At 54.9% G+C, this 13440-nt stretch carries 14 protein-coding genes; 3 read left to right on the forward strand and 11 right to left on the reverse strand.

The genetic code is table 11. From position 1 onward, the window contains the following. Window positions 1-361: 361 nt before the first annotated feature. From ubiV to TH25_RS18810, 4 genes are all read right to left on the reverse strand, one after another. A complete protein-coding gene (gene ubiV / locus TH25_RS18795) occupies window positions 362-1318 on the reverse strand; it encodes a ubiquinone anaerobic biosynthesis protein UbiV (RefSeq protein WP_258549220.1) in 957 nt (318 codons plus the stop codon). Further along, window positions 1315-2292 carry a ubiquinone anaerobic biosynthesis protein UbiU gene (gene ubiU, locus TH25_RS18800; protein WP_114089834.1) on the reverse strand — a complete coding sequence of 326 codons (978 nt, stop codon included), beginning with the start codon at window positions 2290-2292 and terminating at the stop codon, window positions 1315-1317. The genes ubiV and ubiU overlap by 4 nt, the downstream gene beginning before the upstream one ends. Beyond that, window positions 2292-3158 carry a ubiquinone anaerobic biosynthesis accessory factor UbiT gene (ubiT, locus tag TH25_RS18805; protein WP_258549221.1) on the reverse strand — a complete coding sequence of 289 codons (867 nt, stop codon included), beginning with the start codon at window positions 3156-3158 and terminating at the stop codon, window positions 2292-2294. Before ubiT ends, ubiU begins: the two co-directional genes overlap by 1 nt. A gap of 134 nt (window positions 3159-3292) precedes the next feature. Then, the gene (locus TH25_RS18810; RefSeq protein WP_258549222.1) at window positions 3293-4186 is read right to left on the reverse strand and encodes a LysR family transcriptional regulator; all 894 of its coding nucleotides are present in this window, start codon (window positions 4184-4186) and stop codon (window positions 3293-3295) included. Between the two features lie 118 nt (window positions 4187-4304). Here TH25_RS18810 and TH25_RS18815 point away from each other — a divergent pair, with 118 nt between their 5' ends. Beyond that, a complete protein-coding gene (locus TH25_RS18815) occupies window positions 4305-4577 on the forward strand; it encodes a hypothetical protein (protein WP_114089835.1) in 273 nt (90 codons plus the stop codon). 124 nt (window positions 4578-4701) lie between these two features. On the opposite strand, the gene TH25_RS18820 is transcribed toward TH25_RS18815, so the two are convergent. Further along, entirely contained in the window at window positions 4702-5250 is a 549-nt protein-coding gene (locus TH25_RS18820) for a P-loop nucleotide/nucleoside kinase family protein (RefSeq protein WP_114089836.1), read from the reverse strand. 353 nt (window positions 5251-5603) lie between these two features. Between TH25_RS18820 and TH25_RS18825 the strand changes: the two genes are divergently transcribed. Further along, window positions 5604-5894: a hypothetical protein gene (locus tag TH25_RS18825; protein ID WP_147253048.1), complete on the forward strand. Its 291-nt coding sequence runs from the start codon at window positions 5604-5606 to the stop codon at window positions 5892-5894. Window positions 5895-6028: 134 nt separating this feature from the next. On the opposite strand, the gene TH25_RS18830 is transcribed toward TH25_RS18825, so the two are convergent. Then, window positions 6029-6880, reverse strand: coding sequence for an SDR family NAD(P)-dependent oxidoreductase (locus tag TH25_RS18830; protein WP_258549223.1), 852 nt, complete (start codon window positions 6878-6880; stop codon window positions 6029-6031). Here TH25_RS18830 and TH25_RS18835 point away from each other — a divergent pair. Beyond that, on the forward strand, window positions 6862-7416 hold the full coding sequence (locus tag TH25_RS18835) for a TetR/AcrR family transcriptional regulator (RefSeq protein ID WP_258549224.1): 555 nt from the start codon (window positions 6862-6864) through the stop codon (window positions 7414-7416). The two genes, TH25_RS18830 and TH25_RS18835, sit on opposite strands and share 19 nt — an antisense overlap. A gap of 231 nt (window positions 7417-7647) precedes the next feature. On the opposite strand, the gene TH25_RS18840 is transcribed toward TH25_RS18835, so the two are convergent. From TH25_RS18840 to zwf, 5 genes are all read right to left on the reverse strand, one after another. Continuing rightward, window positions 7648-8292, reverse strand: coding sequence for a bifunctional 4-hydroxy-2-oxoglutarate aldolase/2-dehydro-3-deoxy-phosphogluconate aldolase (locus TH25_RS18840; RefSeq protein ID WP_114089839.1), 645 nt, complete (start codon window positions 8290-8292; stop codon window positions 7648-7650). Window positions 8293-8315: 23 nt separating this feature from the next. Next, window positions 8316-9254, reverse strand: a complete 939-nt coding sequence (gene glk / locus TH25_RS18845; protein WP_114089840.1) for a glucokinase — start codon at window positions 9252-9254, stop codon at window positions 8316-8318. Next, window positions 9254-11080, reverse strand: coding sequence for a phosphogluconate dehydratase (gene edd / locus TH25_RS18850; RefSeq protein WP_114089841.1), 1827 nt, complete (start codon window positions 11078-11080; stop codon window positions 9254-9256). Before edd ends, glk begins: the two co-directional genes overlap by 1 nt. 5 nt (window positions 11081-11085) lie before the next feature. Further along, the gene (gene pgl, locus TH25_RS18855) at window positions 11086-11805 is read right to left on the reverse strand and encodes a 6-phosphogluconolactonase (RefSeq protein ID WP_114089879.1); all 720 of its coding nucleotides are present in this window, start codon (window positions 11803-11805) and stop codon (window positions 11086-11088) included. Between the two features lie 80 nt (window positions 11806-11885). Beyond that, window positions 11886-13376: a glucose-6-phosphate dehydrogenase gene (zwf, locus tag TH25_RS18860; protein ID WP_114089842.1), complete on the reverse strand. Its 1491-nt coding sequence runs from the start codon at window positions 13374-13376 to the stop codon at window positions 11886-11888. Window positions 13377-13440 lie beyond the last annotated feature (64 nt).

Below are 13440 nucleotides of genomic sequence, written 5' to 3' on the forward strand. Positions count from 1 at the left end.
AATGAATTTTCGCCCCGGCTTGCTGTATGCCGTTGCGATGGCGCTGAACCTACACCCGGATTTTTCGATTTTTTCCTACAGTTTTGTGAAATCGTTCACACTCTCAGGCGCCTTTTATGTGAAACACAACCGATACTGGTTCCGTTTGACCGTACCATCGAAACCCAAAATGCTACTAATTCCGAAACAAAATATTTAAAAAACAAATACTTATGATATTTCGACCAGTAAACAGCCTGTTACACAAAAGAAAACCCGTCAGTGTGAAACAGATCACAGAGACGGGTTTGGCCGGGTTGTATTTTGCAAAAACTTAGGATTGGGAAAGAAGCATTTTAGAACATTTACGCCAAAGACAGCCCTATTCGGGCTGCGCCTGCCCCGGAATCCGATACAGTTCTGCCCCTGGAATGGCATGTAAAAACCCGTTGGCAAGGTTAACATCCCCGGCAATATCCAAAACGGCTTGGTGGGCCTCTTCTGGCCCGATAAGCCCGCCCAATAACTGGCGATAAACCGTGGCTATCGCCACCATGTCACAGCGGTGTGGCGACAGGCGAAACAGGTTAATGCCAGCCCGGTGCAAATCCGCCATTTCGGCAGACAATTCCAGATAGGTCCCCGACAGGGTTTGAAGGCCGTTAACAGCCAGGAAAGGCGCACCATCGAGGGTATCGACATTCATGCCATCGGGCGTATCACCGCAGACATAACGGCAGCCATCCTTGTGCAAACCATTGGCCCGTGCTGAATAACATCGTGCTGAAATGGCAAGCGGCACACGACCAAAAACCTGCATTTCCAGTTCGACATCAGGCGCGGCGGCACACAAATTGGCAATCGAGGATTCGGGCAGTTCCCACGGCAGGGCAATGCGGGTCGCGCCCCGTTCAATCATATAGCGAAGGGTACCTTCGTTATAGATATTCACATAAGGCCCCACCATATGTGGCCGTCCGGCCAGCACACCAATGGCAGAAAAATCATTGGCCTCGATCAGGAGGTCGGGCATTTCCGCCAGATCCCGAATAATGCCCACCTCGCGATCGCCCATCACCAGGGCCAGCGTGGAATAAACCACCTGCTTTCCGGCGCGTTGCAGCCTTTCAATCACATCGGGCCAGTCGCGGTCAAAAAACGGCATGCGCTTGGCACATACAACTTCGCCCACATGCACCACATCGACATCGGCTTCATCGGCGATGCGGGCATAAAAATCGCGCAAATAATCGGCCTGCCAGTGAAACAGAACCGGCCCCATCACCAGCCTGGGTGCGGAAAGGGCCGATGATGGCATTGTGTTGACAGGCATGCTCATTGCCAATTCCTCCGATAGGCCCCGGTGGTATCGCTTTGGCCCTCAGTCATATGGGAAAGTCGGCTGGCCACGGCATTCTGCCCCGCTGCAATCTGGTCCAGTGCGCGCCGAAAACTGCCAACTACCTGGGATATATAGGCTTTACCACGCTGGCGGCCTTCAATTTTAAGGGCGGTTACACCGGCGACCTCAAGTTCGGGCAGCATACTGGTGACATCCAGGCTGGTCGGTTCCTCGAACAAATATCCCGCCTTGCCCATCGCGCGGAAACGCCCCTTGCACAAGGTGGGATACCCCACCGTTTCCGAGGCCCCGTAAACATTGATGGTGAAATCGCCCAAACGCGAAACCGTTGCATCGCCACGTTCTTCGTAATGTACATGATGGGCCGGGGAACATACCCCGTTCATGTTCGGGCTTTCCCCGGTGGCATAAGACGATAACGAACAACGCCCTTCGGCCATAACGCACATACCGCCAAAGGCGAAAACTTCGGTTTCAACGCCAATTTGCCGGTTCAGGTCCGCAATTTCATCAAGCGACAAAACACGCGGCAGCACCACGCGCCGTACCCCGAATTCGCGATGATAAAAGCGGATCGCCTCGACATTCGAGGCCGATGCCTGCACCGACAAATGCAAACGCGCATCCGGGTGACGGTCGCGGGTATAGCGCAACAGGCCAATATCGGCCAGAATGACGGCATCAACGCCAATTGCAACCGCGTCATCCACCGCCTTGTGCCACAGGGCCTCGTTTCCGGCGGTTGGATAGGTATTGCACGCCAGATAAACATGCGTTCCCCGCGCATGGGCAAATTCGGTTTCGGCAGCCAGTTCGGCACGGGAAAAATTAAGGCCGGGAAAGTTTCGGGCATTGGTTTCATCACGAAAACCACAATAAACCACATCCGCCCCGGCCTCGACGGCGGCACGCAAACTGGCCGGGGTTCCCGCCGGACAAACAAGTTCCATTACAAGGTTCCTCCGCTCTTCTGAGGGGTATCCGTTTCGGGTAAGGAAAAATCATCTTTGGTGGAATTGGCATAGTCTGCCGCCCGGAAAGTTCCGGCTTCGCCCACCGTGCCAACAGACGGACCCGCGACAACGGATACAGCAGGCCCCCGCCCGCGTGCAGGCTGACGGCGGCGTATTTGCGATTCGGCACTGGCAAGACGTAAGGACAGGTCTTCAACCCTGTCGGCCAAACCGGCCTGTTTTTTATCGGATGCCCCGGCAAAGGCGTCGGTAAAGCGTGCCATGTCGCGGTCCAGGCGATGATAACCACGCTCCGCCACCTTCAGGGCACGGCGGGCCACCGGTCCCAACAGGCCAAAACTTTCCACCACCGCCTGGCGTATATCGATATTTTCCCCATCCAGCGCATTGCGCAGGGCGACGACAATCTCGGTGCGGCCTTCAATTTTCAACGTCCGGGAAAAAAACAGCGCATCGCCATCCGATGTGCCTTCCAGCAATTGCAATAAAGCAGGCAACGGGCCGATAATGGTGGCCTGGGCCGCCTTGCGATCTGCCACCGTTGCCCGGCGCAACACCGATTTTACCGGATCAAGACGCAAATAAAGGTCAATGCCCAAATCCAGCGGCGAAACCACAATACCTGTGCCCGCATCACGCCCATCATACGGCTGCCCTGCCACATCCCCCGCATCTTTGCCCTTTTGCATTGCTGGGCCAAAACGGTCAAACACGGCAGCATGGCGCGATTGCATGGTGGCAATCGCATGGGCCAAAACACGGTCAATCAGCCAGCCGGGCATCGCCGCGACGATAGGACCAAGCAACAGAAACGGCGTAAAAGCCGGACGCGCAACAGACAACGGATTTTCTCCGGTTCAAATGAAAACCGGCATATCGTAAATCCGCGCCTTCCCGATGCGTTGACTTCCATCAAATCATTGAAAAATATGATTTTTTATTATTTTAATTAAAGCCGCACCTTGTGGAATTGACATTAAAGCTGGAATTCCTCAGCAATATTGCGCGAGGCATCGATCAGGGCATTCATCACCAATCTTACGCGCGGGGAGCGCCGCATATCCGGGTGAACCACCAGCCAGATCGGCTCGCGGCTTTCCCCTTTCTCGTCTTCGCGGATCAGGGTCAGGCGGCTGTCATTATCCCCCAAATAACGTGGCAACACCCCAACCCCCAGGCCCGCCGCAACAAAAGCCTGCACCGATGCCGTATCGTTGGCCCGAAGGCGGCATAAAATATCGCGCCCCAGCAAACGCCGGACCCACTCCGCCTTGGACAAACCATAGGATGTATCGTCATAACCACATAATTCCCACGATTCTTCGGGGATGTTGGCAACATAATCATGCGCGCCATACAGCCCGACGCCAACTTCGGCCAGTTTTTGCGCAATCAGGCCCGGTTCGGTGGGTGTGACCATGCGTACCGCAATATCGGCCTCGCGCCGGGCCAGATTTGCCACATGCGATGAGCCGATCAATTCAAATTCCAGGCCCTGATGTTCGGCCAGCAAGGCCGCCAGGCGCGGGGCAAATAAAATGCGCCCCGCCACGGGTGGCACGGAAATACGCACAACCCCCCGGGCGATTTCGCTGCTGTTTGCCATGCGCTCAAAGGCCAGGGCGTCTTCCTCGACCCGCTCGGCAAGGGGGACAAGCTGCTGCCCGTCGGGTGTCAGCCGCCAGCCCCCCGGCATCCGGTCAAACAGTTTGGTCCCGACCGCCTGTTCCAGGGCTTCAACCCGGCGGGCAACCGTGGTGTGTTCCTTGCGCAAACGCCGGGCCGCCCCCGACAGCGTTCCTTCCTGGGCCAAAACCAGAAAAAACCTCAAATCATCCCAGTTCACCGCACGTCCTCCAGACATTTCCATGTGCATTTTTGCACACGAACTATGCAAAACATACAAATTTCCGGGCGATTTTGCATATGAGAGGATGCGTCCGATTCGATTGGTTCTCCCCTCATCGTTATGCCGCAAGAGGCTATTTATGGCACATTTTAACAGCCCCACACTTGAGCGCGGATTAATCAAACCAGCACCGCTGCGCGTTCTCAGGCACCTGAAAAATGTTGGAACATCGGCGCAAAAACTGGCGACGGCCTTTCTGCGCTGGTACCAGGGCCAGGTTTTAATGGCCGATCTGAGCGACCATCTGCTGCGCGACGGCGGACTGGAACGGGACCATAATGGTATGCACGGCATTATTCAGCGCCGCCTGCCCGAAAGCGGCCAATTCCTGAACCGCACAATACGCAATTGAAAACCTTCACGAGTCGCAACTCGCGCCTCACAATGCCTTCCGGTGACAAATATTAATCACCGGAAGGCCATGACGGGCCAAATTACATGAACCAGCCCGGTTGCATCTTCACAAGGTTGTCGGTTTAGTCACACGGTCCATAACGCAAAACATCAAATCCTTCATCCGGCTGTGGCGGTACAAAATGCGCCGTGATGAGGTCAAACTGCGCATCGGATGCCGAAAATTCATGGTTTTGCGCCTGATTACGCAGCCGCAGACGTTGCTTGCAGCTTTCATCTGCCACATCCAAAAAATGCAATTTATGCGCAGCCCCGGCCCTGGCAAAAATTTCGCGCATCCAGCGGCGCAATTCCGGCGTATTGGCGGGAAAATCCAGAACAACCGATAATCCCTGTTCCAACAGCCCGGTAACATGCGGCGCCATCACCTGGCGCAAACGACGCGAATAACATACGTAATCGGCAACGGACGCCATTTCCGCCCCGAATAACCCGGCCAGCCAGACATCTTCGCTTATCAGAACGGTCGCCGGATTCTGCGATAATCTTGCCGCCAAGGTGGATTTGCCCGACGCGATCTTGCCACACAACATATGCAGGGTTGCCCCGCTTGATCGCGACGGCATTTGAAGATGATGCTGATGATTAAATGAATTTTTCGGTGGCGTCATAACACGTCTCCTTCTCAGGTTAAGATGACACCGGGAGACAGAATGACAAAACCCGCCTCGCCGGCGGGTTTGGGTATTGGAAATACCGTTTCTACCCCGCCATTCGTGGAATGGCGGTAATAATAACAACAGTAAAATGGTGGTGTTTATGTTCCATTTTCAAGAAATAGCAGCACCTGAACTGGCTGTCCATACCGTTGCAAATAAAGCGCTTAAGCGGAATTTACGCGAAATTTTTCCCCGCAAAAACCTGTGCAAAAATAAACATCAAATTTGCAAAAACTGCCAATTTTCGGGCTATTTTGCATATGGCAGATTGCGCGCATCGCAAAGTCAAACACATGGAGGGCAAAATGTCCACTCTGCCAATCACCCATCTTGACCGGATTGTCATGAACACCACGCCGGTATTGCATGGTGCTTTGGTGCAAAAGCTGCGTCAGGTACTGGTTAACCGCATGATGCGCGCCCGGATGAACCGCAGCCAGCGCCAGATTATCGAACAACTCAGCGTTTCCCAGCTGCACGATGTTGGCCTGGAACGGGTTTTTGACGGTCAAAACTGGAAACTTCAGATGATTGATGCGGGAAATAATACCGCACGCGTTACGACCTTTGGTGAAACGACACAGGGTCGTCGTTAATGTTACATTCACGTAACCGAAACTGAAACGGCCCCGAAACAGACTGTTCGGGGCCGTTTTTATATCCGGAAAACATAGAAGACCTGTCTTCAACAGCCGTAAACAGATACGAAAATGAGGGCTTTCACGCCCTGTCAAACGGCCACGAAACCGCCATCGACCAACAGTTCCTCGCCACCGATAAAACTGCTTTCACCAGAAGCAAGAAACAGAACAGCCTTGGCAATTTCTTCCGTTTGGGCCAGCCGACCAAACGGGATCGCCTGCTCCATCCATTCTTCAGCACCAACATTTTCATTTAGATAGGTTTGCATGGCGGGGGTCAGGACCATCCCCGGCGAAACAACATTTACGCGAATACCCTTGCCTTTGAGGTCGGTCGTCCATGTCCGGGCCAAAGAACGGATGGCCGCCTTTGTCGCACTATAAATGGAAAGGCTGGCAAACCCCTTGCAGCCCGCGCCCGAACCGGTCAACACAACGCTACCGCCCGCAGACATCAACGGCAAAGCCTTCTGCACCGTGAAAACCGTACCCTTCACATTGATTGCAAAGACACGATCAAAATGATCTTCCGTAATGCTGCCGACCGGTGCGGATTCGGATATACCAGCATTCGCAAAAATCACATCCACACGACCATGATCACGCGATATTTGATCATACAATCTATCAAGATCGGCAAGATTGCTGACATCGCCCTGAACACCAATCACGCCGCCGCCGATTTCCTTAAGTGCTGCGTCAAGACGCTGTTGCCGACGCCCGGTGATATATACATGTGCCCCTTCGGCGGCAAATGACTTGGCCGTTGTTAAACCAATACCATCCGTTCCCCCAGTAATCACCACAACCTTGTCGTTAAATCGTTTCGTCATTTCATACATGCCCTTCATTAAGTGGAGTATTGCTCCATTTATTATATGGAGTAATACTCCACTTATCAAGCAAACAGGGAAGCAGATTGTTGACGAACGAAATGCCATTGCGCGCCGACGCGCAACGAAACCGCGATCGCATTCTGACTGCGGCAGAGGAAGTTTTCGTTGAAAAAGGGGCTAAAGTCTCGCTCGACGAGGTCGCAAAACGTGCTGGCGTGGGAATCGGCACGCTCTATAGACGCTTTCCGACGCGGGAGGACCTGTTGGCCGCCGCCTATAGTTCCCGGTTCCTAAAATTTTCTGAAAACAGTCGCATCAGGGCAACCGAGCTTGATCCCTTAAACGCCCTGCGGACCTATCTTGAAGAACTCGTCGAATATGCGAATATGTATCGTGGTTTTGCCGCGTCGCTGGGCATAGTCCTTCAGATTGGGACGCCAGGATGTATCGCAACAAGCGAGGAAGGCACGCGACTTCTAGAAAATGCCCAAAACTCCGGCGTTGTTCGACCAGATATCTGCTTCGCCGATATTGTATGCGTCGTAACGGCAATCTCGCTTGCGACAGAGCAGGACAATTCCTCAGACGGGCATATCACCCGTTTGATAGACATTTTCATGAAGGGAATTGCGACAGGCTGAAACACTCTGTCGGAATGCGAGCGTGCAGCAAGTTGCGCAACGATCGTCAACGCAATTACGGCGGACAATGTCTGATACTGCTCTGCGCATGACGAAAACAAAACAACAGAACGCGCCAGCCAATCATGTCCGGGATCTCTTACAGGATTGTTGACAGATAAAAATCGGAGCCTGGATGTACCCCAGACCCCAAATTATTAAACGTGAACGACGTAAATTTCAGGCTCAGGACTAAGCAGAGCGCAAGGCCGCAACCTTATCCGTTGCTTCCTGCGCCAGTTTGGTAATTTTCGCCCAGTCACCGGCCTTGACCGCATCCTTGGGCGCAACCCAGGACCCGCCCACGGTAATGATGTTGGGAAGGGCAATATAATCGGCCAGGTTGGAGAGCGACACACCACCCGTCGGGCAGAATTTAACCTGCGGCAGTGGCCCGCCCAGAGCCTTGAGCATCGAAACACCGCCCTGCTGTTCCGCCGGGAAGAATTTCAAAACGTCATAGCCATGATCGAGCAGGTTCATAATCTCCGACGGTGTACCGGCACCGGGCAGAAGCGGCACGCCAGTATCTTTGGCCGCAGCCAGCAAACCGGCACTATGCCCCGGTGAAACTGCAAAGGCACAATTGATTTCCGCCATGCGTTCCATCTGTTTGGCATTGATCACCGTGCCTGCCCCGGTGATCGCCTCGGGCACTTCGGCGATAATACGCTGGATGCTTTCTTCGGCCGCCGCCGAACGCAGGGTAATTTCCAGCACCTTTAGACCACCGGCCACCAGGGCCTTTGCCAACGGCACGGCATCATTGGCATCTTCGATAACCAGCACCGGAACCACCGGGGCCTGTGAAAGAATTTCGCGTGAAGACAAAGCCATTTTTCGTTTCTCCTGTTTGCCGGTTATGCGCTGAGAATTTTTGCACAACCCAGCAGCGCCGGATATTGCGCCGTCATCAGGCGCACCGGCACATCATTCATTAATTCGCGGAACCGCCCCTTGGCGATCATGCGTTCTTTAAGGCCGCTCTGTTTCATAAAACCGGCAATGCGCGGGCCAATACCCCCGCCAATAAAAACACCGTCAAACGCGCCAAGCGTTAACACCAGATCCCCGGCAACACCGCCCAAAAACAGACAAAACCGATCCAGCACCGAAAGACATAGCGGGTCCCTGCCCACCAGTGCGCCTTCAACCACTTCGGCGGCGGTTTTGGGGGTTACATCCTGCCCGTTAATCGCGCCCAGCGCACGATAGAGGTTTTCAATGCCCATACCTGATAAAATACGCTCTGCCGATACCCGGCCCAACTCGGCGCTCAGAAATTTGACAATTTCATAATCCAGGTCATCCACCGCCGGAAGCGACACATGCCCGCCTTCGCCCTGCACGGGTATCCAGTGCCCGTTATGGGGCAAAAGGCCCGAAACACCAAGCCCGGTGCCCGCCCCGATCACGGCCAAAGGCTGCCCCGGCCGCCCCGGCCCGTCAAACAGCGTGATCAAATCATCGCTGCCCAAAAACGGCACCGACATGGCAAGGCCGGTAAAGTCATTGACCACGACCAGCCGGTCCAGCCCAAATTCCGCCGTTAAGGCCGTTTTGGAAAAAACCCACGGATTGTTGGTGAATTTGATCTGATCCGCCATTGCCGGGCAGGCCACGGCAACGGCAAATTCGCGCGGGGCGGGCCCATCGGTCCGGGCGACAAAATCACGAATGGCACTGCCGATATCAGGATAATCGCGCACGGCCAATGTTAACGGCGCGTGCGGATTACCATTGTCATCCAGCCAGGCAAAACGGGCGTTCGTCCCGCCAATATCCCCGACCAGCCGCATTATTCGTTCCCTCCGGGCAGGACGGCACTGGCCCCCATTTCCGCCAAACCAACATTGTCACGGAAAACACCAAACAATTCACGGCCAAAGCCGGTTTGATAGTCTGCCTTGTTGGTAAACAGGGCGAATTCGCGTTTTGCCAGCTCTTCGTCGGATACCAGCAATTTCAGATCGCCGGTTTCGGCATCCAGACGCACGATATCGCCATCCTGTACCTTGGCGATCATGCCGTTCATCATGCCTTCCGGTGTTACGTGAATGGCAGCCGGGACCTTGCCCGATGCACCAGACATACGGCCATCCGTCACCAATGCGACCTTATACCCCAGATCCTGCAATACCCCCAAAGGCGGGGTTAATTTGTGCAGTTCGGGCATACCATTGGCGCGCGGCCCCTGGAAACGCACCACACACACAACATCGCGATGCAGTTTGCCATCCTTGAAGGCCTGCATCATGTCATCCTGCGAGGTAAAGACCGCTGCCGGGGCCTCGATCACGCGGTTGGCGGGTTTTACCGCCGACACCTTGATCACCGCACGGCCGATATTGCCCGTGAGCATCCGCAAGCCGCCATCGGCACTGAAGGCCTTTTCCGCCGGGCGCAAAATTTCCTCGTCATGGCTGTCTTTCGGGGCATCGCGCCACAGAAGCTTGCCTTCTTCAAGGTGCGGTTCGGTGCCAAAGGCCGCCATACCACCCGAAACAATGGTTTCAACTTCATGATGCAGCAGGCCATGTGCCAAAAGATTGCTAATCACAAAGCCCATGCCGCCAGCCGCATGGAAATGGTTCACATCGGCCTGGCCGTTCGGATAAACGCGGCACAGAAGCGGAATAATGCGCGACAGATCGTCAAAATCTTCCCAGCGCAGTTCGATCCCGGCGGCACGGGCCATAGCGGGCAAATGAAGGGTGTGGTTGGTGGAGCCCCCGGTTGCCAACAGGCCAATAATGCCGTTTACAAAGGCCTTTTCATCGAGAATTTTGCCAATCGGCCGGTAATCATTGCCAAGACGGGTAATTTGCAGGGCACGACGGGCCGATTCCTCGGTCAGGGCATCGCGCAGGTCCGTACCCGGATTAACAAATGCCGCACCGGGCAAATGCAGCCCCATAATTTCCATCAGCATCTGATTGGAATTGGCCGTGCCATAGAATGTACAGGTACCCGGGCTGTGATAGGAGGCCACCTCGGCTTCCAGCAATTCCTTGCGCCCGACCTTGCCCTGCGCATAAAGCTGGCGCACGCGCGCCTTTTCATCATTCGGCAGGCCCGACGGCATGGGACCAGCGGGCACAAACACCGCCGGAATATGCCCATAAGCCAGCGCACCCATCACCAGACCGGGAACGATTTTATCGCACACCCCCAAATAAAGGGCGGCATCAAATGTATCATGCGACAAAGACACCGCCGTGGACATGGCAATCACATCGCGCGAAAACAGCGACAGTTCCATGCCCGGACGACCCTGGGTGACACCATCACACATGGCGGGCACACCACCGGCCACCTGGGCGGTTGCCCCGGCATCAAAGGCGGCCTTTTTAATGCGATCCGGGTAAGTTCCCAGCGGCTGATGCGCCGAAAGCATATCGTTATAGGCGGTGACAATGCCAAGATTGGCGGCATTATCGTGATTGATGCGATCCTTTTCCGTACCAAGGCACCCGGCCGACGCATGGGCCAAATTGCCGCAAGAGAGTTTGGAACGATGCGGACGGTCGCTTGCGGCAGCCTCGATGCGCGCCAGATAGGCTTCGCGCGTCGGTTTCGAGCGTTCGACAATCCGCTGGGTAACGATTTCGATTTCACGTTTCATGGGGTTCAGCCTTTCGGGTTCTCGGCGCTCCACCATAGATCGACGGGAACGTCAGTCTGGTGCAAAATCCCGCGAACCGGCATTTCTTCAATCACGGTGCCATTTTTCGCGGCTTCAAAGGTCGACCATTTATCGGAACCGGTAATGTGAATGCCGATATAACGGGCATTCAGCAAAGCCGGCAAAGTCATGCTGATGCGCGGAACCGGCGAAACGGTTGGCCGTGCGGCAGCCACCAGTTCACCATTTTCGGGATAAAGCCCGCGCTTCAAATTCTCGGGCGTTGAGGAGGGAAACAGCGATGCCGTGTGCCCGTCATCGCCCATGCCCAGATAGACAATGTCCATCGGCCAGGACAGATCGTTTTTCAAACGCTCCGTCACGGTGGCAATGGCGTCTTCCGGGTTTTTATCCGCCGTTTTCAGCGACACAAAGGTCGCGCTGGCGGCTTCGTTGATCAAAAGGTTATCCCTGACCAGTTTTTCATTCGACTGGTCATCGTCAATGCCCACCCAGCGGTCATCGCCCAGGGTAATGGTAACTTTGGACCAGTTCAGCTTTGCCTGTGACAAAGCCTGAAAAAAAGGTTTGGGGAAACGGCCACCGGCAACAGCAATGGTCGCCCGGCCCCGTTCGGCAATGGCAAATTCCAGCCGTTCCACGGTGTGCGCAACCATGCTGGCCAGCATCTCGTCGCCACTTTTAAAGGTGCGTTCGTTTGTCATGTTATCGTCCATAGAAATGGGAAACCGGATCAAATGAAGCAAGTGCCGGGAATGGGAAGCCCCCACCCCGGCATGGCTGATCAGAAGACCGCTTCTTCATTCCAGGTGCGGCCGTCACGTTCGATCAGGGCAATGGCAGCCGACGGCCCCCAGGTGCCCGACGTATAGCCCTTGGGCGCGATATGGTTGTTTTCCCAGGCTTCCTGAATCGCATCCACCCACTGCCAGGCAATGTCCTGTTCGTCACGGCGGACAAACAGGGTATTGTTGCCATCAATCGCATCCAGCAGCAAACGTTCATAGGCATCCGGGCTGCGGGCACCAAAGGCCTCGGCAAAGGACAGGTTCAGCGCGGTCGGACGCAGGCGGACAAGGCCCGGCCCCGGATTTTTGTTGTTCAAAACCAGATGAATGCCATCATCAGGCTGCAAACGCAGCACCAGACGATTGGCCTGGTAATTGGTCATGGATTTTGCCAGCGGGAACATCTGGTGCGGCACATCACGGAACTGGATGACAATTTCCGAATGGCGCTTGGGCAGACGTTTGCCGGTGCGCAGATAAAACGGCACCCCGGCCCAGCGCCAGTTGTTGATCTCGCAACGCAGAGCAACAAAGGTTTCCGTGGTGCTGTCCACATTGGCCCCTTCTTCCTCAAGGTAGCCTGGCACTTCCTTGCCACCGACAGCCCCGGCACGATACTGGCCGCGCACGGTGTTCTGGTCGATATTGGTGTCATTAATCGGCTTAAGCGCCTTGAGAACCTTGACCTTTTCGTCACGCACCGCATCCTGGTCCAGCACATAGGGCGGTTCCATCGCCACCAGACACAAAAGCTGCAACATATGGTTCTGCACCATGTCGCGCATCGCACCGGCATCGTCATAATAGGACCAGCGCCCTTCCACACCGACTTCCTCGCCCACCGTGATCTGGACGTGGTCGATATGCGCGCTGCTCCAGAGCGGTTCAAACATCGCATTGGCAAAGCGCAGGATCAAAAGGTTCTGCACCGTTTCCTTGCCAAGATAATGGTCAATACGGAAAATCTGGTCTTCCGCGAACACTTCACCGATCTGGCCGTTAATTTCGCGGCAGCTTTCAAGGTCGTGTCCCAGCGGTTTTTCCAGCACGACACGCGAATTGGGCGTCACAAGCCCGGCCTTTTGTAAATTAAAGGCCATATCGGCAAACAGGCTGGGGCTGGTGGAAAAATAATAAACCCGGTCGCGATCCGGGGCGTCGCTCAGGCGGTCATACAGGTTTTTAAACCCTTCCGCATCGCCGGCCGAAACCTGCAAATAGGCAACACGGCTGGCAAATTTATCCCAGGTTTTCTGGTCAAACTCGCCCTCGGGAATGTATTTTTTGCCTGCCTCAAGCAATTTTGCGCGAAAATCATCGTCGCTATGCGGGCTGCGTGATGCACCAAAAATGCGGGTTTCATCGTCAAAGCGCCCCGTCCGCTCCATTTCATACAAAGCGGGAAATAATTTGCGTAGCGCCAAATCTCCGGTCCCACCGAAAATCACAATATCGGCTATGCGATGTTTAAGCCTTTGTTTCTTCATGTTGACTTGCGCCTTCCAAGCGAACTGCTCTCACTCGTTATCCTCCCCGCTGCCAAGGTGGGAC

It is taken from the genome of Thalassospira profundimaris (genome assembly GCF_003326755.1).
Classification (GTDB): Bacteria; Pseudomonadota; Alphaproteobacteria; order Rhodospirillales; family Thalassospiraceae; genus Thalassospira; species Thalassospira profundimaris_B.

What these genes read in the sequence shown, in the direction of transcription:
- ubiV (WP_258549220.1), bottom strand. Translation starts at nt 1,318, where the DNA reads ATGAGCATGCCTGTCAACACAATGCCATCATCGGCCCTTTCCGCACCC.
- ubiU (WP_114089834.1), bottom strand. Translation starts at nt 2,292, where the DNA reads ATGGAACTTGTTTGTCCGGCGGGAACCCCGGCCAGTTTGCGTGCCGCC.
- TH25_RS18810 (WP_258549222.1), bottom strand. Translation starts at nt 4,186, where the DNA reads ATGGAAATGTCTGGAGGACGTGCGGTGAACTGGGATGATTTGAGGTTT.
- TH25_RS18815 (WP_114089835.1), top strand. Translation starts at nt 4,305, where the DNA reads ATGGCACATTTTAACAGCCCCACACTTGAGCGCGGATTAATCAAACCA.
- TH25_RS18820 (WP_114089836.1), bottom strand. Translation starts at nt 5,250, where the DNA reads ATGACGCCACCGAAAAATTCATTTAATCATCAGCATCATCTTCAAATG.
- TH25_RS18825 (WP_147253048.1), top strand. Translation starts at nt 5,604, where the DNA reads ATGTCCACTCTGCCAATCACCCATCTTGACCGGATTGTCATGAACACC.
- TH25_RS18830 (WP_258549223.1), bottom strand. Translation starts at nt 6,880, where the DNA reads ATGGCATTTCGTTCGTCAACAATCTGCTTCCCTGTTTGCTTGATAAGT.
- TH25_RS18840 (WP_114089839.1), bottom strand. Translation starts at nt 8,292, where the DNA reads ATGGCTTTGTCTTCACGCGAAATTCTTTCACAGGCCCCGGTGGTTCCG.
- glk (WP_114089840.1), bottom strand. Translation starts at nt 9,254, where the DNA reads ATGCGGCTGGTCGGGGATATTGGCGGGACGAACGCCCGTTTTGCCTGG.
- edd (WP_114089841.1), bottom strand. Translation starts at nt 11,080, where the DNA reads ATGAAACGTGAAATCGAAATCGTTACCCAGCGGATTGTCGAACGCTCG.
- pgl (WP_114089879.1), bottom strand. Translation starts at nt 11,805, where the DNA reads ATGACAAACGAACGCACCTTTAAAAGTGGCGACGAGATGCTGGCCAGC.
- zwf (WP_114089842.1), bottom strand. Translation starts at nt 13,376, where the DNA reads ATGAAGAAACAAAGGCTTAAACATCGCATAGCCGATATTGTGATTTTC.